20 protein-coding genes are annotated in these 21,111 nt (G+C 41.6%); all 20 read right to left on the bottom strand.

Annotated elements, in window-relative coordinates:
- Positions 1-9 precede the first annotated feature (9 nt).
- The 20 genes from MK409_RS00995 to MK409_RS00900 all read right to left on the bottom strand — a co-directional run bounded on the left by MK409_RS00995 (position 10) and on the right by MK409_RS00900 (position 21,023).
- Positions 10-573 (bottom strand): redoxin family protein, encoded by a 564-nt coding sequence (locus MK409_RS00995; RefSeq protein ID WP_268705019.1) that lies wholly within the window; start codon positions 571-573, stop codon positions 10-12.
- Between the two features lie 13 nt (positions 574-586).
- Positions 587-1,297: a thiol-disulfide oxidoreductase-associated membrane protein CcdA2 gene (gene ccdA2, locus MK409_RS00990; RefSeq protein ID WP_268705018.1), complete on the bottom strand. Its 711-nt coding sequence runs from the start codon at positions 1,295-1,297 to the stop codon at positions 587-589.
- Positions 1,298-1,460: 163 nt separating this feature from the next.
- Positions 1,461-2,012 (bottom strand): GNAT family N-acetyltransferase, encoded by a 552-nt coding sequence (locus MK409_RS00985; RefSeq protein WP_268705017.1) that lies wholly within the window; start codon positions 2,010-2,012, stop codon positions 1,461-1,463.
- 390 nt (positions 2,013-2,402) lie between these two features.
- The gene (gene nadE / locus MK409_RS00980) at positions 2,403-3,227 is read right to left on the bottom strand and encodes an ammonia-dependent NAD(+) synthetase (RefSeq protein ID WP_268705016.1); all 825 of its coding nucleotides are present in this window, start codon (positions 3,225-3,227) and stop codon (positions 2,403-2,405) included.
- An 11-nt stretch (positions 3,228-3,238) separates the two neighbouring features.
- Positions 3,239-4,684 (bottom strand): nicotinate phosphoribosyltransferase, encoded by a 1,446-nt coding sequence (locus MK409_RS00975; protein WP_268705015.1) that lies wholly within the window; start codon positions 4,682-4,684, stop codon positions 3,239-3,241.
- A gap of 116 nt (positions 4,685-4,800) precedes the next feature.
- Entirely contained in the window at positions 4,801-5,289 is a 489-nt protein-coding gene (locus MK409_RS00970; RefSeq protein ID WP_268705014.1) for a DUF6773 family protein, read from the bottom strand.
- On the bottom strand, positions 5,279-5,752 hold the full coding sequence (locus tag MK409_RS00965; protein ID WP_268705013.1) for a DUF6773 family protein: 474 nt from the start codon (positions 5,750-5,752) through the stop codon (positions 5,279-5,281). Before MK409_RS00965 ends, MK409_RS00970 begins: the two co-directional genes overlap by 11 nt.
- Complete coding sequence (locus MK409_RS00960; protein WP_000164725.1) at positions 5,742-5,951, bottom strand: helix-turn-helix transcriptional regulator; 210 nt, start codon at positions 5,949-5,951, stop codon at positions 5,742-5,744. The genes MK409_RS00965 and MK409_RS00960 overlap by 11 nt, the downstream gene beginning before the upstream one ends.
- A gap of 198 nt (positions 5,952-6,149) precedes the next feature.
- The gene (locus MK409_RS00955) at positions 6,150-6,560 is read right to left on the bottom strand and encodes a GNAT family N-acetyltransferase (RefSeq protein WP_268705012.1); all 411 of its coding nucleotides are present in this window, start codon (positions 6,558-6,560) and stop codon (positions 6,150-6,152) included.
- 99 nt (positions 6,561-6,659) lie between these two features.
- Complete coding sequence (locus MK409_RS00950; RefSeq protein WP_000006111.1) at positions 6,660-8,024, bottom strand: amino acid permease; 1,365 nt, start codon at positions 8,022-8,024, stop codon at positions 6,660-6,662.
- Positions 8,025-8,102: 78 nt separating this feature from the next.
- Positions 8,103-8,585: a transcription elongation factor GreA gene (gene greA, locus MK409_RS00945; RefSeq protein ID WP_000818752.1), complete on the bottom strand. Its 483-nt coding sequence runs from the start codon at positions 8,583-8,585 to the stop codon at positions 8,103-8,105.
- Positions 8,586-8,648: 63 nt separating this feature from the next.
- Complete coding sequence (gene mltG / locus MK409_RS00940; RefSeq protein WP_268705011.1) at positions 8,649-10,388, bottom strand: endolytic transglycosylase MltG; 1,740 nt, start codon at positions 10,386-10,388, stop codon at positions 8,649-8,651.
- 80 nt (positions 10,389-10,468) lie between these two features.
- Positions 10,469-10,972, bottom strand: coding sequence for a GNAT family N-acetyltransferase (locus MK409_RS00935; RefSeq protein WP_268705010.1), 504 nt, complete (start codon positions 10,970-10,972; stop codon positions 10,469-10,471).
- Positions 10,969-11,448, bottom strand: a complete 480-nt coding sequence (locus MK409_RS00930; protein WP_268705009.1) for a GNAT family N-acetyltransferase — start codon at positions 11,446-11,448, stop codon at positions 10,969-10,971. Before MK409_RS00930 ends, MK409_RS00935 begins: the two co-directional genes overlap by 4 nt.
- A 9-nt stretch (positions 11,449-11,457) precedes the next feature.
- Entirely contained in the window at positions 11,458-12,792 is a 1,335-nt protein-coding gene (gene murC, locus MK409_RS00925; RefSeq protein ID WP_268705008.1) for a UDP-N-acetylmuramate--L-alanine ligase, read from the bottom strand.
- 11 nt (positions 12,793-12,803) lie between these two features.
- Positions 12,804-13,415 carry a cystathionine gamma-synthase gene (locus MK409_RS00920; protein WP_268705007.1) on the bottom strand — a complete coding sequence of 204 codons (612 nt, stop codon included), beginning with the start codon at positions 13,413-13,415 and terminating at the stop codon, positions 12,804-12,806.
- Between the two features lie 47 nt (positions 13,416-13,462).
- Positions 13,463-16,558, bottom strand: a complete 3,096-nt coding sequence (locus MK409_RS00915; protein ID WP_268705006.1) for a DEAD/DEAH box helicase — start codon at positions 16,556-16,558, stop codon at positions 13,463-13,465.
- Positions 16,559-16,650: 92 nt separating this feature from the next.
- Positions 16,651-17,817 (bottom strand): MalY/PatB family protein, encoded by a 1,167-nt coding sequence (locus MK409_RS00910; RefSeq protein WP_268705005.1) that lies wholly within the window; start codon positions 17,815-17,817, stop codon positions 16,651-16,653.
- A 7-nt stretch (positions 17,818-17,824) separates the two neighbouring features.
- Positions 17,825-18,919: a cystathionine gamma-synthase gene (locus tag MK409_RS00905; protein WP_268705004.1), complete on the bottom strand. Its 1,095-nt coding sequence runs from the start codon at positions 18,917-18,919 to the stop codon at positions 17,825-17,827.
- A 145-nt stretch (positions 18,920-19,064) separates the two neighbouring features.
- The gene (locus tag MK409_RS00900) at positions 19,065-21,023 is read right to left on the bottom strand and encodes a peptide ABC transporter substrate-binding protein (protein ID WP_268705003.1); all 1,959 of its coding nucleotides are present in this window, start codon (positions 21,021-21,023) and stop codon (positions 19,065-19,067) included.
- Between the last annotated feature and the right edge of the window lie 88 nt (positions 21,024-21,111).

Genomic DNA, 21,111 nt, shown 5'->3' with positions numbered 1-21,111 from the left:
AGCCTTTCTCTACCCCATTTCTTTCAATTCTTTTAAAATCATATCCTTATCCATAAAACCTGGTTGCGTTTTGACCAGCTTACCTTCCTTGTCTATAAAGGCTTGAGTCGGATAAGAACGGACACCATAACTTTCCAAGAGTTTACCTGATGGATCAATTAGAACTGGAAAATTTTTATAATCCAAACCCTTGTACCAGTTCTTAAAGTCTGCTTCAGATTGCTCCCCCTTGTGACCAGGAGACACCACTGTCAAGACCACGTAGTCGTTTCCAGCATCCTTAGCAATTTCATCCGTATCTGGAAGACTGGCTAGACAGATGGAACACCAAGAAGCCCAGAATTTAAGATAGACTTTCTTGCCCTTGTAATCAGATAAACGATAGGTCTTACCATCTACTCCCATCAGTTCAAAATCAGCAACCGCCTGACCTTTAGTCGCAGTTTGTGAACTAACTTGTTCTGTTTTGGATTGCTCCTTCATAGTAGACTCGTCTGACATGTTTTTAGCCGAACAGGCTACCAAGCAACAGATTGAGCCTACTCCAAGGAGACATGTTTGCCATTTTTTCATTTCTTTTTCCTCTCTATTCAAATAATCTTGTCAAAATGGAAGCATTTCCCAAAAGTACCAAGATTCCCATCACGATAATGAGGAAACCACCTACTTTTTTGAGGATTCCGAGATAAGGATGGAGTTTTCGGAAATGTTTCAAAACATAGCTGGAGACGAGAGCTAGAACTAAAAACGGTAGCGCCAAACCCAGTGTGTAAACCAACATGAGACCAGCTCCCTGCCAAGCACCTGAACCACCTGAAGCCGCCAAGGCTAAAACAGAGCCCAAAACCGGCCCTACACACGGCGTCCAAGCAAAACTAAAGGTTAACCCTAGTAAAAATGCCTGACTATAGCCGTTAGCGTTTTGATCCTGTCTCTTTAATTGTAGCCTTCTTTCCTTGTAGAGTCCCTGCAAATGTAAGACTTCCATCTGGTGCAAGCCCAAGAGAATGATAATCGCACCCGTCACATACTGAAACCAAGAAGCATACAGCAAATTGCCTAAAAAACCAGCTCCATAGCCCAGTAAGATAAAAACAAAGGAAATCCCCGCTATAAAGGCCATAGTTCGCAATAGACTAACAAGTGAGATTGAAAAATTTCCGCTGGAAGCCTGAGTACCATCTTTGTCATCAAGTAAAACTCCTGCATAGACTGGCAACAAGGGTAAAATACAAGGAGAAAAGAAGGAAAGAATTCCAGCAAGAAAAACACTGATAAAAAAGATTACATTGTCCATTGCCTTCCTCCATTCTTTGATTTGATAGGTCTATTATATCCCCAAAACTCCAGAAAAAACAGGGACAATGATAGGGAAAAATAGGAATTTAATCAGTTTATTTAGAAATCTGGCACAAAAAAAGCCAGACAAGGTCTGACTTTGGTAGAAACAGAAAAGAGAATCACCTGTCCTCCCTACTTATCTGGTAATAAATAAGGTCCGCAACGTAGTTTTTTCTCTCCACACCATTGGCAATGGTTTTTAGATAAGACATTCCCGCTTTTTCCATCACACGGCCTGAAGCTGGGTTGAGACTGGCGTAACGAGCTCTGACTTTTTGAAAGCCTGCTTGAGTAAAACAAAAGTCTAACACAGCTTTCAAGGCCTCCGTCATCATACCACGACCCCAATAATCTTTTCCTAAAACATACCCAATTTCACAACTTAAATCTTCCTCGTGCATTTCAATGATGCTGATATCTCCTATCACATGCTCTGGGTTCTCTTTGAGACAAATGGCCCATTTGTAATAGTTGGGATTGACATAAGAAGCAACCCAATTTTGAATCGAGTTCCGAGTCACCTCGACATCATGATGAGGATCCCAAGAAACATAGATTAGATTCTCAGCAGATGAAGCCCAATTTTGAAACATAGCTTCCGCATCACTCTCCACAAATCTTCTCAAAATCAAACGGTCTGTTTGTAAGGTTTGCGTACCGATTGCTTTCATGATGTTCCCTCGCTTTCTATCTTTGAGAGTAGGTCTATACTTCCATTGCTCTACCTTACTCTCTATTCATGACGAGAAGCGAAGAAGGTCCCTTGGACCTTCCTCGCTCACTTGTTTCCATGCTCGGGGTAAAAAGGTCCTCGGGACCTTCCTCGCTTTCTTATTTCTAGGCTCAGGGTAAAAAGACTATACTCAGCAACAGCTAGAAAACAAGTTTTTCATCTAGTTACTTGACGCAGTCGCTGTCTGGTTTGAAATGCGCTTTACCAAGCTTTTTCAAACCTAGTCATCGTTGCGGGGGTGAGACAACGAAATCGAACTCTACGAGTTACCGAATCTGCCTCGCTTTCTCGTTTCTAGACTCGGGCTAAAAAGGTCCCCCGGACCTTTTTACTCCCAAAAGTCATCAAATACGGTGATTGGTAAGTGGCGTTTGTGTTGGCCTTTGTGCCACCAGTTTTCAATAGTCGCTTGGGATTCTGGACTGATGGTTTTGCCTTCAAGGTAGTCATCAATTTCATTGTATGTGACTCCCAAGGCTACTTCGTCTGCAATACCTGGTTTTTCTTCTTCCAAATCTGCTGTTGGGATTTTTTCATAAAGGGCTGGGTCTGCACCAAGTTCCTTCAAGAGTTGTTTTCCTTGGCGTTTATTGAGGCGGTAAAGAGGGAGAATGTCTGCACCACCGTCACCAAACTTAGTAAAAAAGCCTGTGATATTTTCCGCAGCATGGTCTGTTCCAATGACCGCTCCGCTATGGGCACCCGCAAGGGCATATTGGGCAATCATACGACTACGAGCCTTGATATTTCCCTTGTTAAAGTCTGAAACAGGACTTCCTGTCGCTTCGACTGCAGCTGTCATAGCATCAGCTGATTCCTTGATATTTACAACTAGACTGACATCTGGCTGGATGAAAGCAAGAGCTTTTTGAGCATCTGCCTCATCTGCTTGCACGCCATATGGCAGGCGGACAGCGACAAATTGGTAGCTGTCATCTCCTGTCTCTGCTCGCATTTCTTCCATAGCTAATTGCGCCAAACGCCCTGCCAAGGTTGAATCCTGACCCCCAGAAATTCCTAGTACAAAGGTTTTAAGGAAGGGGTGTTTTTTCAAGTATCTCTTTAAGAAATCAATCGAACGACGAATTTCTTCCTGGGCGTCAATCACTGGTTTGACGCCCAGTTGCTGGATAATGGTCTCTTGCAAACTCATTCTTCTTCTCCTTAACCAAGAGCTTCCTTACGCATCTTATCAATCAAGTCCATCTTATCTTGCCAAATATCACGCGCCAAATCTACTGGATAATGTTGCGGGTTGAGCACGCGCTTGTATTCATCCCATAACTTATCAAATTCCTTACGAGCATAGGCTTGAATATCAGTTAAACTAGGCAAGTTGTAAACTAATGTTCCTTCTTTGAAAATATCCACCAAGAGAGGAACGGCATCAAAATTTCGAACGGTCTTCTTGATATATGTATAAGTCGGATGGAACATCTTGATTTCAGTCATGCTGACAACATCCACACCGTCATAGGTGATGTAGTCACCTTCTGACTTGCCTTTTTCACGACTGGTAATGCGCCATACCTGCTTCTTACCTGGTGTCGATACTTTTTCAGCATTGCTTGAAAGCTTGATGGTATTGCGCATCTGACCAGTTTCATCTTCGATGGCCACAATCTTATAAACTGCGCCAAGAGCAGGCTGATCATAGGCTGTAATCAGCTTGGTACCCACCCCCCAAACATCAATCTTAGCGTGTTGCATTTTGAGGTTGAGGATGGTATTTTCATCCAAGTCATTGGAAGCATATATCTTAGCATCTGGATATCCAGCCTCATCCAACTGTTGGCGAACTTTCTTGGAGATATAGGCAATATCCCCTGAGTCAATACGAACGCCTTTAAAATTAATCTTGTCTCCCAGTTCACGAGCTACCTGAATGGCAGCTGGCACACCGATGCGAAGTGTATCATATGTATCTACTAGAAAGACACAGTCACGATGGGTTGAAGCATAGGCCTTAAAGGCCTCATAGTCGTTTCCATAAACCTGTACCAAGGCATGGGCATGAGTACCTAAGACAGGAATGCCAAAGAGCTTCCCTGCTCGCACGTTGCTAGTTCCGTTGGCTCCACCAATCACGGCTGCGCGTGTTCCCCAGATAGCTGCATCCATTTCTTGCGCACGACGTGTCCCGAATTCCATCAAAGGCTCATCTTCAATGACTGAACGAATACGTGCTGCCTTGGTCGCTATCAAGGTTTGAAAGTTAACGATGTTTAAGAGAGCCGTTTCAACCAATTGACATTGGACTAGAGGTCCTTCAACCTGCACAATCGGCTCATTAGCAAAAACCAAGTCCCCTTCCTGAGCAGAACGAACCGTTAGTTCTAACTTGAGATTTCGTAGGTAATCCAAGAATTCTCCATGATACCCAAGCGTCTCCAAGTAGGCAATATCGCTATCTGAAAAGCGTAAGTCTTCAAGATAATGTACAATTCTTTCCAAACCAGCAAAAACCGCATAACCGTTGTTAAACGGTTGCTGGCGGAAGTAAACCTCAAAGACCGCCTTTTTATTGTGAATCCCTTGGTCAAAGTAAACTTGCATCATGTTAATCTGGTACAAGTCCGTGTGCAATGTCAAACTATCATCTGGATACATATGTTTTCCTTCTTCCTACTTTACAAAGGTATGAACGTATTCTACCACTTTCACACCGTTCGATAAATTAGTACTATTATAACACATTTTACCGAGATTGATAAAAAGCTAACAAGCTATTCTCCGTTCTCCAGTTCATCCATATCTCGCTCAAACTTTTTTTGAGCCCATTCGCCATAACTTTTAAGACCGAGATTGCCGATAAAAACCCAAGGAAGGTAAATCAGATAAGTAATGATCCAAGCAGATAAGTATTTAACGTTCAAAGGACTGTGCTGATAAATTTCTATGTTAAATTGATAATTCTCCAACATCAAGAGAGTCGTAATAGCGAGAGTTACCAGCAAACACCCTAAAATTGTAAAATGAAAACGACTATAGTAGTTCACACCCAAATCTCGAGCACGGCCGAAAAAGTAAGAAGTTCCAATAATGATAATGATGAGAATCATTCTCGGATTAAAAAGACTTGGTGCTAATACTGCAATCATATAAGATAAAAGCAAGAAAGCTATAGAGATATAGAAACTTTCAGCCCCCGCTTTATTCATCAGTTGTTCTTCTCTTTCGTCTAATAATTGATAATAAAAAAATCTATTTTTCATCTTCTTCCTCCCAAACTTGCTGATTTCTGCGATTCAAGTATAGGATAACTCTATCCATAGAAAAACTCCCAACGAGATAGATGATAACTGCTAGAACCACTTTTAGGGAGTACTTCCAAGTCAATAGATTGACCAGTTCCTCGCGATTGCCAACGATATCAATCAATAAAATCACTATAGAGAATCCCAAAGCAGATAAAATTCTTTCTTTTCCGGTATTCTCAACAATATCTCGAATGTCAATTCCAACATACATGCGGCGAATAATGGCATACAAACCGACTCCAATCAATAAAAGTAATTCTGGTAAATAGGACAAAAGTGTTAAATTGAAAATATAAACTTTGGCAAAAATTTCCAGTGCCAAAAATAGGCAAATTCCCAAGAGAATTTCTCCTGAAATGTTTCCGTCCAATTTTTCCGTACGTTCATCTTTAATCACAAGTTTCTTTCTATTTTTCATCTTCTTCCTCCCAAAATAATTGATCTAAAGTTTTGCCTAAGCATCTGCAAATGGACTGGCAGAGGGAGAGACTAGGATTGTATTTTCCAGCTTCAATCAGACCTATAGTCTGCCTAGTAACACCTACAGCTTCTGCCAAATCCCCTTGTGTTAAATCACGCTCCACCCGAGCTAATTTTAATTTTAAATTTTTAGTCACTAGCGTCCTCCTTCAACATTTTAAAAAGTTGCGCTTCTTTTAAAAATATTATACCATATATCTAACTTAATGCAATATATAAATGTCATTTTGTAATATTTTATTAACAAAAAAACTCTCTATCATCTTACATGATAAAGAGTATTCGTTCTTATTTGATACTTAGCTAAGCTCCTCTTCAAAGGATAGAAGTCTAGGTCACAAATCCTTTTGGTAATAGTATCTTTGTCCTGTGTAGGGATAGTCTTGCAAGGTAAAAACTTCCTTGTAGCCATAACTTAGATAAAAATCTGGGGCTTGAAACTGGTAGGTATTGACAAAAGCAAAACGACAATTTCGATTCTTAGCTTCATTTTCTGCTTGTTGCAGTAGTTTCGAACCAATTCCTTGTCCTCGTAGCTCCTCTTTCACAAACAAATATTCGATTTCCAGCCAATTTCCGAAAGTCTCAGCTACTAAGCCCGCCATGAGATTGCCCTTTTCGTCTTCGACATAAAGATTCAGTGGCTCGCTCTCAGCCTCTTCTCTTTTGGAACGATTATAAGCACGAATCAAAGTCCCAATTTCTTGCGCTTTATGTGATTCCATATTTTCCAATCTAACGTGCATTCAAACCTCCTAATAAACTGCTACAGCTTGATTATAGTCTTATTTCGATGGACTGTCAAACTAGAAAAACTCACCAAACAGAGTTGATGAGTTCATGATTTATTTTCTAAATTTCCACTGACTATAAATCCCAAAAACAAGGATCCAGATAGCAGAACCAACTGCCCCCATGAAAGTCGACTCTTGCAAAAAGAGAGTCACAAAAACAAAGACAAAAAAGAGGATGGTTAGGGGATTAAGCAAGCGATACTGAGGCATGAGGTAGCCATCAGCCATGAAATCTTGTGACTTGCGGTATTTAAGATGGGCCACCATAATCAAGATATAAATCGCGATATAAACACCTGATGAGGATGCTGTGATCAAAGCAAAAGCATCTGAAACACCTGGCAACACATTGATAAAGGCGGCGAGAGCAATCAAGATTGCTGAGGCGATGATGGCATTTTGTGGAACATTGTGGCGAGAAAGGGTATCGACCTTGATGGCCTTTAAGAAACGATTGGGCGAATCATGGGCAATCTGATATAAGTGTCTCCCTGTTGAGTAGAGAGTTGAGTTAAGAGCAGACGCCGCTGAGGTCAAGACAACAAAGTTGATTAGAGCTGCTGCCCACTTGATTCCCGCCAGTTCAAAAACCGTTACAAATGGAGAATCTGAAGAATTAAGATAAGACCAAGGAATAATGGCCATAATCGCAATGAGAGCTCCCCCATAGAAGAAGATAATTCTGAGAGGAATTTCCTTAACAGCTTTGGGCAAGACCTGACGAGGGTTCTTTGTTTCAGAAGTTGTCACTCCGATAAATTCAATCATCAGATAGGCAAAAAATACCATTTGAAAGGCCATGACAAAGTTCATAACTCCGTTTGGAAAAAGAGAGAACTGGTCGCTGATATTTGCCAAACTTGCAACACCATGCGGTGTCTTAAAGCCCGTCAAAACCATAAAGACTCCAGTGGCAATCATAGCTAAAATCGCCACAATCTTGACCATAGCAAACCAAAACTCGACTTCTCCAAAGAGCTTAACCGCAATCAGGTTGACCAAAGCCAAAATCGTTAAAAAGACAAGCTGAATCATCCAGCTGGGCCAGGTAGGGAACCAGAAGCGGACATAGTCTGAGATGGCAGTGATTTCTGCCATACCGATAAAGACAACAGACAACCAATAAGACCAAACTGAAAAATATCCCCAGCCTTTCCCCAAATGACGGGTGATAAAGTTGATAAAGGTATGCTGTTCTGGATCCTGATACAGCATCTCCCCAACAGCTCTCATCATCAAAAACATAAAGGCTCCTGTAATCATATAAATCAGGATGATCGAAGGTCCTGTAAGGCTGATAGAGCGACCAGCACCTAGGAAAAGTCCTGTTCCGATTGTTCCCGCAATAGCCATCACCTGAACATGGCGATTGGTTAATCCACGCTCCATTTTATTTTTCTTCTTGTATTCACTCATATAGTCCCCCATTTCATCTAAAAAACCAAAAAGGAGTTGAACGAGGCGAAAAGCCTCCCCTACTCCTTTTTATTCTCATTAAGCTGTTTTTTCAACCTTCAAGATTTTTACTTGATAGCTGCCAACTGGTGTCTCGATGGTTGCTGTATCTCCAGTCTTTTTACCAATCAAGGCTTGTCCAATCGGACTCTCATTTGATACTTTACCAGCAAAAGCATCTGCACCCGCAGAACCAACGATGATGTAAACTTCTTCATCGTCTTCACCGACTTCTTGGATAGTTACAGTCTTACCAATCGCAACTTCATCCAGTGCAACTGCATCGCTATTGACGATTTCAGCATAGCGAATCTTTGTTTCCAAACTAGAGATTTGTCCTTCAACAAAGGCTTGTTCATCTTTTGCTGCTTCATATTCACTGTTTTCTGAAAGGTCTCCGTATGAACGAGCGATTTTGATACGCTCTACAACTTCGGGACGACGAACGAGTTTCAATTCTTCTAATTCTTTTTCAAGTTTTTCCTTTTCTTCAAGGGTCATTGGATAAGTTTTTTCTGCCATTTTTCTCAACTTTCTTTTTCTATTAGGTTTTTAAAACAAAATTATGTGGAAAACCACATAATTTTAGTTTGAACTACTTGATTGGGGTAATTTGCTATTGATATGCTCTGCAACATTTTGATCATGTTCTTCTTTGGTTGTTGCAAAGTATACTTTACCATCTTCTACATTGGCTACAAAATACAAGTAGTCACTCTTTGTCTGATTTACACTTGCTTCAATAGCATCCAGACTTGGACTATCAACTGGTCCAGGCATGAGGCCAAGATGCGTATAGACATTGTATGGTGAGTCGATATTTGTATCAATTGTAGCGTCATCAGCTAAACTAATCTTTTGACCAAGTTTGCCTTCAGCATACAGGATAGCAATGTTGCTTTGAAGTGGCATGCCGACATTCAAACGGTTATAGAAGACACCTGCGATTTTCTTGCGGTCTTCGGTCTTAGCACCTTCTTTTTCGACAAGAGAAGCAATGCTGAGCAATTCATTAACTGTCAGATTCTTTTCTTTGATCGTAGCGTAATATGGTGACATAGCCTTATCCATAGCAGCCACCATCTCATCAATCAAACTTTCAACAGTTGTACTGTCTTTGATCGTATAGGTCGCTGGGAAAAGGTAGCCTTCAAGACGATAACGAACGCCACTGTCTTTTGTTGGAAGACTTCCAAGTAGGTTTGGATACTTGGCTACTAATTGTGAGATAAAGGTCTCATCTTGAACTTTTGCCAAGAAAGCATCCGCAGTAAGAGGTTCTTTAAATTCACCTTGAAGTTGTCCTACTGTTTGAGCGATTTGCTCTAATGTATAGCCTTCTGGAATTGTCAAGTTTGCAAGAACAGGTGCCTGAGCTTCAGGAGTCCCACCTTTTTCCAATTCTTGAATCAACTCATCCGTACTCATACTCTTCTTCAAGTTGTAATAACCTGACTTCAAGTTAGCATGGCTATAGTATTTAGCATAAAGACTAAAGATAAGTCCATGTTTAACCAAACCAGATTTTTCTAAGGTGCTTCCAATTTCTTGAACATTTGCACCATCTGGGATTTGAACCGTTACATATTCTTTAGAACTTGCATCAACTGGTTTCAAGGAATCTTGAACATAACCATAACCAAAATATCCACCAACTGCCACAAGAACTAGGAGAACTAGAACTGTTAATAGGCAACCTTTGGCTTTTGATTTTTTCTTAGCTGGTTTTGCACCTTGGCGACGACTACGACGCGGAGCATCAGCTAACCCACTGCCAGATTCTGTAGAAACAGGCTCTACTCTTTCAGGCATATCTGGGGTGATTTCCTCTTTCTTGTCTTCTGTTTTATAGGTTACGGCAACCTTTGTTGGAGTATCGTTAAATTCTTTTTCTTCGGGTTTAAGCTCAACTGGTTCTACCTTAGGTTGGACTGGCTCCACAACAGGTTCTTCAGCCAGATGAATCGGCTCTACTAGAGGTTCTTCAGATTCTACGACTTCAATCTTATCAATGATTGGCAGTCTATCCTCTTTAGCTTCTGGTACATCTTTTTCCTCAATTTCAGAACTTGAAAGCGGAGGAACGCTAGGTGCATTCTTTAAGATTTTATCGACAACAGATAGGGAATCAGCCATCAACTCTTCCGTAGAAGTTTCAGGTTCTGGACTTACAGGTGTTACTGAACTTGGCTGAGTTGATGAAGTTTTCACATTTGGAATTTCAACTTCTCTCTCTCTTCTATCTTGTTCTTTCACTCTCTCTAAGTCACGTAGAATCTGCTCTTTAAAACTTAATTTTTCTGTATCTCTTTGTTTTTCAGTCAAAAGCTTTACCTCCTTGTTGACAATCCATAATATTATATCTTAAAAGTAGCAGAAAAGCAACTAACTAGGGCATTCCCTAGCTAGTTTTCTTTATTTTCTGGTTGCCAAACCATATCATACCAGCTCTCACCTGCAAAGGTTGACTGGGATACTCCTTCATTAACAAAACCGTGCTTTTCATAATAGGGAATCAAGTAGTCATGGCAGGTCAGGTTGATACCTTCTCTTTCATGCTCTAAAGCTACTTCTTTTAGGGCCGTCAGCAATCTCTTACCGACTCCCAAAGCTTGTGCTTCTTTAGCAATGGATAGACAGGTAATAGAGATATAACCTCCAGGTTGATGGCTATAGTCTTTTATTTCTTCTGTAAAGGACTGATCATGGAGATGGCGGTGTGGGACGACTGGACCTTCAATGTAGCCAAGGACACGTCCTTCTTTTTCAGCGACGAGAAAGCTGGTCTGAATTTCACGTAAATGCGCCTCAAAGACCGAACGAGGAATGGCTTCTTCCAGGGAGAAATTCTCTAGCTCTATCTCGAAAATTCGGTCCAAATCCGAAAATCTTGCTTGTCTGATTTTCATATTTCCTCCTGATAAAAAGGATTGACCCAAGTCATATACCATTCAGAACCACTGTCATATTGAATCCCTGTCACTTCTTCTTCAACAAAGCCATTCATTTCAAAATAAGATAGTAGTTCATCAGGACTCTGCAAAAGAATACCTTGATAATCTAGTTCGACTGTCACCTGTTTCAAGGCTGCAAGAAGAAGAGTTCCCAAACCTTGTCCACGATGGTCTGGATGAATGGCTAAACGCTTGATTTCAAGGTTTAGGAGTGCTTGAGTGTGTGTCTCTGACACTTCAGCTCCAAGAACATAGCCCACCAGCTGATTTTCATCCCTAGCTACAAGAAAGGTACCCGCAGACTTGCGGATACACTCTTCTAAGGATTGTCGACTCACTGCCTCTTCTGCTGAAAAATTAGCTTCTTCAATCGCCAACATTTCATCTAGATCTGATAAGGTGGCTTGCCTTATAGTAATTGGAATTTCCATTTGTTTTTCCTATTGGACGTTGCTTGTCAGGTTAGACAAGAGACGTTCAAATGAGTACTCATAGGTTTGGATGTCTCCTGCTCCCATAAAGACGTAAACAGCATTGTCATGGTCAAGGAGTGGAGAGACATTTTCAACAGTGATAACCTGGTGTTTCTTGTTGATTTTATTGGCTAAGTCTTCTACTTTGACATCACCATGGTCCACTTCACGAGCTGATCCATAGATTTGCGCTAGGTAGACGGCGTCTGCTTGATTCAATGCATGGGCAAATTCGTCCAACAAGGCAATGGTTCTTGTAAAGGTATGCGGTTGGAAGACTGCCACGATTTCCTTGCTTGGGTATTTTTGACGAGCTGCATCCAAGGTCGCAATGATTTCTGTTGGATGGTGGGCAAAGTCATCGATGATTACCGTGTCATTAACGATTTTCTCAGTGAAACGACGCTTAACACCAGCAAAAGTTTTCAAGTGTTCACGGACCAAGTTCAAATCAAAACCTGCTGTGTAAAGAAGACCAATAACAGCTGTCGCATTCATGATATTGTGTCGACCAAAGGTTGGAATGTGGAATTGACCCAATTCTTGTCCACGGAAGTGAACGGTAAAGGTTGAACCAGTCGTTGAACGAAGGAGATCGCTAGCTACAAAGTCATTGCCCTCAGCTTCAAAACCATAGTAATAGATTGGAGCATTGGCTGTAATCTTACACAACTCAGCATCCTCTCCGTAGATAAACAAACCTTTGGTAATTTGTTTGGCATAGTCGTTAAAGGCATTGAAAACATCCTCTAGACTTGTAAAGTAGTCTGGATGGTCAAAGTCAATGTTAGTGATGATAGAGTATTCTGGGTGGTAAGGCATGAAGTGACGCTCATATTCGTCTGATTCAAAGACAAAATATTTGGCATTAGCGGAACCACGACCTGTCCCGTCACCAATCAAGAAGCTGGTATCAGTGATGTGAGACAAGACATGAGATAACATACCAGTTGTTGAGGTTTTCCCATGTGCTCCAGCAACTCCCATGCTGACAAAGTCACGCATAAAGCTCCCTAGAAATTCATGGTAACGTTTGTAGCTGATACCATTTTGATCTGCATAGGCAATTTCAACGTTGTTATCTGGACGGAAGGCATTCCCCGCGATAATCTCCACATCACCTTGCAGATTCTTTTCATCAAAAGGAAGAATGGTAATTCCTGCTTGCTCTAAACCACGTTGTGTAAAGTAGTACTTTTCAACGTCTGACCCTTGAACCTTATGCCCCATTTGGTGCAACATCAAGGCCAAGGCACTCATCCCTGATCCTTTAATTCCAATAAAATGATATGTCTTTGACATGCTTTTCTCCCTTACTCAGTAATTCTTGTCAGATTCAACTCTTGGGCAACCTGACGTTCCTGTTCTGATTGCTTATTCTTTTTATTATAAATTTGGCTCTTCTTCAGAAAATCATAGTTGTTCTTTTTAGCTTTTCCAGCTTGATTTTCTAGACTCGGAGTCGCTACTTGTCCAACTTCTTCAGCTAAAATATAGTGGGACTGGCTCAAGTTTTTGCTAAATTTGGCAAACTCACCTGGATTTTCCTTTTGAAATGGCGCTGTGGGTTGATTTCCCTGACGAACAAGTTTTGAACCATTGTGTCGTCTGGTATGGCTAACATCTTGGGTCAAATACTTGGCTGAACGTTTCTTCTTCAAGTCCGCACGCGCCTCTTCTCGAGCTAACTCTGCATAAGTCTTTTCAACTTTTTTTACTTCTGGAGCTGGTTCTGGCTTTTTGCTTACCACAGGAGCAACTACACTAGCTTCCTCAACAATAGGAGACCATTCTAAATAGTTTTTATCTCGGTAATCACCTTTGATATTGCTAATAAAGTCAGACTCATCATACAAGTCCATGACTGGCATTTCGGTCAGCATGATCTCGTCATCTGACACCAATGGAAATCGATCTTGTTTCATTTTGTATTTCCTTTCAACTCTTCATTATAGCGTATTGTCTTGATTTTTCAAGTGTTGGCTTCAGAAATTCCTAAAATTTCTCGAATTTCTGCCAGACTGAGGCTCGCACGCGACTCTGTACCATCTAAAACTTGGGAAACCAAATGCTTTTTCTGTTCTTGAAGTTCTTGAATTTTTTCTTCAATGGTTCCCTTAGTAATCAAACGATAGACCTCGACCATCTGCTCCTGCCCCATGCGATGGGCTCGTCCGATAGCCTGGGCTTCGACAGCGGGATTCCACCAGAGGTCAACCAAAATAACCGTATCAGCTCCCGTTAAATTGAGACCAACACCACCCGCCTTCAGGGAGATGAGAAAGGCATCTCTCTCTCCTTGGTTAAAGGCCTTGGTCATCTCCTGTCTGTCATGAGCAGGAGTTGAACCTGTGATTTTGAAGGAGGTCAAGCCCAAGTCTGGGAGTTCTTGCTCGATTCTTTCCAACATTCCTTTGAACTGGGAGAAAATCAAGACCCGATGCCCACCAGCAGCCACTTGTAGCAATAAATCTCGGAGACTATCCAATTTACCACTAGCTCCTTGGTAATCGTCCATAAAGAGAGCTGGCGTATCGCAGATCTGACGCAAACGCATGAGACCAGATAAAATTTCTACCCGACTTCTCTGGAATTCTTTATCTGTCACTTGGGCTAGTCGGTCTCGCATCTGTTGCAACTGGGCGAGATAGATGGTCTTCTGCTGATCTTCCAGTTCATTTTTATAGACGACTTCGATTAGGTCAAGCAGTTCTGTAAGGACTTCTTCTTTCTTACGCCTCATGACGAAGGGCTTGATAAACTGCGCGACTCGGTCAGCCGGTAATTTCATAAATTCCTTTTTACTTGGCAAGAGCCCCGAAAGCACAATTTGGAAGATAGACCACAACTCTCCTAAATGATTTTCGATAGGCGTACCTGACAAAGCAAAGACTGCCGGCACTACAAACTGGCGCAAACTCTGAGCAATCTTAGTCTGAGCATTTTTCATGACCTGGGCTTCATCTAAAAAGAGAAAATCAAAAACCATCTCTTGATAAAGCTCGCTGTCTTGACGAAAGGTGGCATAGCTAGTCACATAGATTTGGTGATTTTCAGAAAGAATCGCTTCTCGATTCGCTTTCAAACCATGCACGATAGCCAAATCCAACTGTGGGGCAAATTTCCTGAATTCATCTGCCCAGTTGTAGATTAAACCTGACGGCGCTAAAATCAAGACCCGACTGTCTTCTGTCACCTGACTGGTCAAAAAAGCGATGGTTTGCAATGTTTTTCCCAGTCCCATATCATCTGCCAGAATGCCACCAAAGCCATAGTGATGAAGCATCTGGAGCCAACGGACTCCCTTTTCCTGATAGTCTCTCAAACTCGCCTGCACCCGTATATCTCCCAAAGGAAAATCCTCTGGATGGGTCAAATCATGAGCTAAATGCTGAAATTCTTCCGAGAAGGAAATCCTGTCTCGACCTTCAAATAACTGAGACAGACTGTAAGCCAGAGATTTTCGCGCTTGGAAAGAACCATCTTTTAGCTCAACCTCCAGTTCCTGCAAATTCTGACGGATCTGCTTGGTTTCCTCATCAAAAAAGAATACTTGATTAGAAGAACTGATATAGAAATCCTGATTGCTGGTTAAGGCTTTAAGAGCTTGATCAATCTCTTCTTGCCCAATCCCTTGGAAGTCAAACTGGATTTCCAGCAGTCCTCCCTTGGACTCGATCTGAACCTGAGGAGTTTGAAGGCTGTAGAGCTGATTTATCTCATCAGACAAGAAAACTTGACCCAACTTCTCAAAAGTAGGAATCGTATGGTGAAAGAAAGAATAAACTGCCTCTGGCTTTAAAGCCTGTCTCCAAGACTGAAAATCAGCCTCAAAACCAGCCCCTAAACTAACTTGAAATATCTGGCTTTCTAGGGCAGCATCGCTAGCGAAAGGTAATTCTTCCAGCTGTTGATGGCTAGTCACCTGAATATCTCCATAATCAAACTTGATATCCAAGCGGATACGACCATCCTTCTCCTTGTCAAAGTAAAAGATCGGTGAAAAGGGTCTGATTTGCAAGCGCTCAGGAGCAGAAACTGTGCCCAGTTGCCCAAACAAAGGAAGACAGGAAGCCAATCGATCCCGATCGCCAGTATCAAACTGAAGGCATTTTCTCCCTTTTGTTTCCTGAGGAAGTTCATTGATTTCCTTTAAAAGACTAATTTGTTTCGGATTTAAGAGATAAACATTGCCCTTACGAAAGAGAACCGCCCCTCCATAGAATACGTTGACTCGCTCACTTTCAGAAATCTCCATCTCAAAATAATCTGGGTACTCCTGCACGTAAAAAGAGAAAAGGTCTGCATCAGGATCTAAATCATGAAAGAGGAGATTCTCATAGCTATCAAGCTGGTGGTCAAAATGAAAATCTTCCAAGTTCACCAATAAACCCACACCCTGCTCAAAAAAGGTCAGAGGAAAAAAAAGGTGACGACCTTGATTTGGGAAAAAGAGTTCCTGACTGAGCCCCTCCTCAATCAACCCCCGTAAAAAAGTAAGAACTTCTTGACTCGATTCGTCAAAAACCTCCCAAGACAAGTCATTTTCATAGTGTTTCCCAATCATATATGGCTTTCGATGGACCAAGACCTTCAAAAAGAGAGGGATGTCACGAATGACATAATATTTTTGACTATCAACTAAACCGATTCGGAGAGTCCAAAGGAAACGATTGGTCCCAGCTTCCACCTGACCTTGAGCCGACAAAGTGTAGATTTTCTCTCTCTTCTGAGGTTGGATACGCTCCAAAAAACTACCGCCAAAACTAACCTTGGTTTCGACCTCTTCTTGCTCTTCATGTCCTTTTTCTAAGGCTTGTAAAATCACCTGGCCTTCTTCATCATTCTTCAGATAATGCTCGAGCGCTGCTAGGTGAACACAGTAACCTCTTTTTTGGAAAAAATCGCAAGCGCAAAAAACAAGATCATCCTCTAAACTGTAGCGCAAGTCTTCTCCAGCTACACGTGTATAGAGGCGATTCCCTTTTTCCTTGATGATCTCAATCTTGCCCGTCTCATAGAGGGTGACCCCCTCCATGCGCAACTTCCCTGGAATCAATTTAGCCATAGTTACCCCTTTATCTTATCTCCTCATTATACCATATTATCCCCTATGAAAATAGCCTTCCAGGAAGACTTTTCTCCTAGAAGGCTCGATTCTTAAAGTGTGGCAAAAGCAGTCACGATGCGTTGGCAAACTTCTTCCAAAAGTGTTTTAGGCATGGCAACATTGAGACGGGCATGAAGGCTTCCCTCCTCCCCAAAGTCCAAACCTCGGTTCAAGATGACCTTGGCTTTATTCTTCAAAAGCTCTTGCAAGCGCTCATCCGTTAGCTTATAAGCAGAAAAATCCAGCCAGATCAAGTAGGTACCTTGTGGTTTCATGACCTGAATCTTGGTTTCGTTACCCAAGACCTCCACTACATAATTGATGTGGTCCTCAATGACTTCTTTTAACTCTCCTAACCAGTCCTTGCCATAACGGTAGGCAGCTTCTGTTGCCAAATACCCCAAGCCTGAGATTTCATGCTGGTTATTGGCCAACTGTCGTTTTTGAAAAGCAAGTCTCAACTTGGGATTTTCAATGACAGCATAGGAATTTTTCGTCCCAGCAATATTAAAGGTCTTGGTAGCACTACTCAAGATGAGGGCAAAGTCTTTGAAAGCAGGATCAATGGTATTAAAAGACTGGTGCTTGTGACCAAAGAGGGCCAAATCTTGGTGAATCTCATCTGAAACCAACAAAACACCATGTTTTTGACAGAGTTGGCCAATCTTTTCCAACACTTCCTTTTCCCACACACGGCCCCCAGGATTATGAGGATTGCAGAGGATATAAAGTTTCACATTCTCTTCCACCAATTGCTTCTCCAACTGGTCAAAGTCAATCTCAAACAGACCATCCTTTCCCACCAAAGGATTGGTAATCAATCGGCGATGGTTGAGTTTGACATTGCGAGCAAAAGGTGGATAGACCGGTGTGTTAATTAGAACAGCTTCCCCCTCTTTTGTAAAGGCTTGAATGGCTGTTGAAATAGCTGGCACCACTCCCTCGATAAAGACAAGAGCATCTTTGTCAAAGTGATACCCGTGCTGACTGGCTTCCCATTCTTGAACTGACTCAATCAAAGAGTCGCTTGCATAAGTATAACCATAGACCAACTGATCCGCGTAGGCTTGTACGGCTTGTCGAACCTCAGGCAAAACCACAAAGTCCATATCTGCTATCCAGGCTGGTAGAATTTCTCGATCAGCTTCCGCTTCTTTCCATTTATAGGTATGATGCCCAAAACGATTGGGCAGACTTGTAAAATCATATTTCCCCATATTTGTCTTATCCTTCTAATGCTTGACGCAAGTCCGCAATCAAATCTCTAGCATCCTCAATCCCAATAGACAAACGCAAAAGATCATCTGTCAATCCATAGGAATGGCGTACTTCTGCCGGAATATCCGCATGGGTTTGGGTTGTTGGATAGGTGATCAGGCTTTCCACCCCACCCAAACTCTCAGCAAAAGAGAAAACCTTCAGGCTATTTAAAATATGAGGAATTCGACTCTCAACAGCCACTTTAAAGGAAATCATTCCCCCACGACCAGTATAGAGAACTTCCTTGACTGCAGGTGAACCTTTCAGATAGGCCACAATTTCTCGTGCATTAGCTGTCGAACGCTCCATGCGCAGAGACAAGGTCTTAAGACCACGAATCAACTGATAACTATCGAATGGAGACAAGACCGCACCTGTCGTATTGAGATTATAGAAAAGTTGTTCATATAGTTCTAAACTATTAGTCACAACTACCCCAGCCAAGACATCATTGTGCCCTGCTAGATACTTGGTTGCCGAATGAAGAACGATATCTGCTCCATCTTCAATCGGTCGTTGATAAATTGGGCTGTAGAAGGTATTGTCCACCACTACCTTGGCACCCTTGTCATGAGCTAGTTTTGCCAGTTTTGCAATATCAAATTCCAACATCAAGGGATTGGTTGGCGTTTCGATATAGAGAACATCCACATCATTTTCCAGCTCAGCAATCAACTCTTCCTCAGTATTGGCATAGGTAAAATGGAAACGACCTTCCTTCTCCACTTGGTTGAACCAACGGAAAGAACCACCATAAAGGTCTCGCACTGCCAAGACTTTACTTCCTACAGGAAAGACACTAAAGGCCAGTACAATCGCAGCCATACCTGAACTCGTTGCTAGTGCATAGTCTGCTGATTCAATCGCCGCCAATACTTCCTCCGCCTTACTGCGAGTTGGGTTTTTGGTACGAGTATAATCAAAACCAGTAGACTGACCGAACTCTGGATGCTGATAAGTGGTTGAAAAATGTAGTGGTGTCACCAAGGCACCTGTCGCCTTATCTGACTTGATCCCCGCCTGGGCCAAAATTGTGTCAATGTGTCGTTCTTTGATCATACAATACCTCCAAATCTATAGTAACTATTGTATCATTTATTTTCAGCAAGTCATTTTCTTCTTTTCAAGAGCTAGTTATAGTTTCAAACTATACAAAAACGATAGCTTCCTGAGAAACTATCGTTTATCCTGTTGAATAGACTGGTTACTTAACGTGTTTTGCCAGTTCTTCTTGGGCTTTCTTATTTGATTCTTCTTTTTCTTTCAGCCATTTTTCTTTAGCTTTTTCGTACTCAGCAGTTGTCACCGTCTTATCTTGCAACTTGAGATACTTGTATGACTCTACACCCTTATTTCCAGCTTGTGAGAATGGAGCTGAGAATGGAACTGTCTTTCTCAGGCTAGGGGTTCCACCTTGAGAAACGTTTGGAATCGCAAGGGCACTGTCTACAAGCCACGCTTGAATTTCAGCATATTTCTCATAACGTTTTGCTGGGTCTTGCTCTTTATTGGCTTCTTCCAACATTTGAGTATAGGTATCAAGTCCAACTGCCTTGGCCTTGTCATTGACTTCACCTGGCTCTAAACCGAGGTTTTGCAACATACCTCCGCTGTTGACGTTAAAGATATCGAGGTAGGTTGATGGGTCTAGGTAGTCTGGACCCCACCCACCATTGTAAAGGTCAAAATCCTTCTGTGCTGCTGTCTGAGCAAGATAACCTGAGCTATCATAGTCCTCTGTTGTCAACTGTTGGATATCGATAACCACGTTCTCAGTTCCAAGAACAGATTCGATTGATTGTTTCATTGAACTAATCGCTTGAATTTCTGATTTATTAGTCATTTCAACAGTCTTATCCAAGTGAATCGGGAACTGAACTCCCTTAGCTTCTAATTCTTTCTTGGCTTCTGCAAATTTAGCCTTAGCTTTTTCTGGGTTGTAGTATGGATCTTGCGCATCTGCAAAGTTGATTCCTTGCCATTCTTGACCATAGTTGACCATCTTTTCTGAGACAACATCACCAAAGTCTTTTCCATTGATGGTTACGAATGAAGGAGGTACGACGAGGTTACGAATAATCTTCGTTGCTCCTTCTTCCCCTTGAGATTGGGCTCCATAAGCCGTACGGTTATAGGCAAAGTTGATGGCTTGACGGAAGTTTTTATTGAGAACAGCTTCTTGAGTCGAAGTCTTTTCGATATCTGTGGATTTAGAAGTGAAATTATATGATTTTCGATCCAAGTTGAAGTTCAAGTAATAAGAAGTTGCATTTTGCATGCTATAGATAATGTTATCCTTATTGCTCTCTTTAATCCCTTCAAAGCTTGAACTATTAGGATAGAGACGAGCATAACTGTAGACTCCTTCTGCAAAGTTACGAGCTAGAGCATCTTGGTCACTGCCGTCATAGTAAGTCAATTTCACATCATCTACAAAGACATTTTTAGCATCCCAGTAATTTGGATTTTTCTTGTATTCAATAACAGATTTTGATACAAAGGATTTCATCAAGAAAGGTCCACTGTACAAAATACTAGAAGGATCTACCTTACCAAAATCATCTCCTTTTGATTTCAAGAAATCAGCATTGACTGGGAAGAGAATAGTAGAGGTTGTCTTAGAGTTCCAGTAAGGTTCTGGTTGATTCAAAGTATATTGAACCGTCTGATCATCAATAGCTTTGACACCAACAGTTGAAAAGTCAGTTGTTTTCCCATTAATGTAGTCATCCAATCCTGCAACTGACGCTTGGACTAGATACAAGGCCTCCGATTTTTTATCAGCTGCATATTTCAAACCAGTCACAAAGTCTTGAGCAGTAACTGGGGCATATTCTTCACCCTCGTACGTATACCACTTAGCGTCCTTACGAAGTTTATAGGTATAGGTCAAACCATCCTGAGAAACGGTCCAGTCCTCTGCTAAAGATGGAACATAGTTCCCATATTGGTCATTTTCCATCAAACCATCAACCAAATTGGTAACAATATCATTGGTTGTTGCACGGTTTTCAGCCAGATAGTTCAAACTAGATGGATCACTAGAGTAAACATAGTTGTATGTTTTAGATGAACTTGCTGAGTTCCCACATGCGCTTAGTAGGATACCTGCGCTTAACACGACACCTGCCAGTGTCAGATACTTGGCCTTAGACTTTTTCATTTCCAGAACCTCCTGTTTTAAATATTTGTTATATTATACAGTTTTGGTTTTATTTAGTCAAGCTTTTTTTGAAGAAAAAGTCAAAAAA

Source organism: Streptococcus oralis (assembly GCF_026782375.1).
GTDB classification, from domain to species: Bacteria; Bacillota; Bacilli; order Lactobacillales; family Streptococcaceae; genus Streptococcus; species Streptococcus oralis_CL.
This window is presented reverse-complemented; position numbering and strand designations above follow the sequence as displayed.

What these genes read in the sequence shown, in the direction of transcription:
- MK409_RS00900 (WP_268705003.1), bottom strand. Translation starts at nt 21,023, where the DNA reads ATGAAAAAGTCTAAGGCCAAGTATCTGACACTGGCAGGTGTCGTGTTA.
- MK409_RS00955 (WP_268705012.1), bottom strand. Translation starts at nt 6,560, where the DNA reads ATGCACGTTAGATTGGAAAATATGGAATCACATAAAGCGCAAGAAATT.
- MK409_RS00935 (WP_268705010.1), bottom strand. Translation starts at nt 10,972, where the DNA reads ATGAAAATCAGACAAGCAAGATTTTCGGATTTGGACCGAATTTTCGAG.
- MK409_RS00995 (WP_268705019.1), bottom strand. Translation starts at nt 573, where the DNA reads ATGAAAAAATGGCAAACATGTCTCCTTGGAGTAGGCTCAATCTGTTGC.
- nadE (WP_268705016.1), bottom strand. Translation starts at nt 3,227, where the DNA reads ATGAGTTTGCAAGAGACCATTATCCAGCAACTGGGCGTCAAACCAGTG.
- MK409_RS00985 (WP_268705017.1), bottom strand. Translation starts at nt 2,012, where the DNA reads ATGAAAGCAATCGGTACGCAAACCTTACAAACAGACCGTTTGATTTTG.
- MK409_RS00950 (WP_000006111.1), bottom strand. Translation starts at nt 8,024, where the DNA reads ATGAGTGAATACAAGAAGAAAAATAAAATGGAGCGTGGATTAACCAAT.
- MK409_RS00965 (WP_268705013.1), bottom strand. Translation starts at nt 5,752, where the DNA reads ATGAAAAATAGAAAGAAACTTGTGATTAAAGATGAACGTACGGAAAAA.
- MK409_RS00920 (WP_268705007.1), bottom strand. Translation starts at nt 13,415, where the DNA reads ATGAAACAAGATCGATTTCCATTGGTGTCAGATGACGAGATCATGCTG.
- murC (WP_268705008.1), bottom strand. Translation starts at nt 12,792, where the DNA reads ATGTCAAAGACATATCATTTTATTGGAATTAAAGGATCAGGGATGAGT.
- MK409_RS00905 (WP_268705004.1), bottom strand. Translation starts at nt 18,919, where the DNA reads ATGATCAAAGAACGACACATTGACACAATTTTGGCCCAGGCGGGGATC.
- MK409_RS00910 (WP_268705005.1), bottom strand. Translation starts at nt 17,817, where the DNA reads ATGGGGAAATATGATTTTACAAGTCTGCCCAATCGTTTTGGGCATCAT.
- MK409_RS00915 (WP_268705006.1), bottom strand. Translation starts at nt 16,558, where the DNA reads ATGGCTAAATTGATTCCAGGGAAGTTGCGCATGGAGGGGGTCACCCTC.
- ccdA2 (WP_268705018.1), bottom strand. Translation starts at nt 1,297, where the DNA reads ATGGACAATGTAATCTTTTTTATCAGTGTTTTTCTTGCTGGAATTCTT.
- MK409_RS00930 (WP_268705009.1), bottom strand. Translation starts at nt 11,448, where the DNA reads ATGGAAATTCCAATTACTATAAGGCAAGCCACCTTATCAGATCTAGAT.
- MK409_RS00975 (WP_268705015.1), bottom strand. Translation starts at nt 4,684, where the DNA reads ATGTATCCAGATGATAGTTTGACATTGCACACGGACTTGTACCAGATT.
- greA (WP_000818752.1), bottom strand. Translation starts at nt 8,585, where the DNA reads ATGGCAGAAAAAACTTATCCAATGACCCTTGAAGAAAAGGAAAAACTT.
- MK409_RS00970 (WP_268705014.1), bottom strand. Translation starts at nt 5,289, where the DNA reads ATGAAAAATAGATTTTTTTATTATCAATTATTAGACGAAAGAGAAGAA.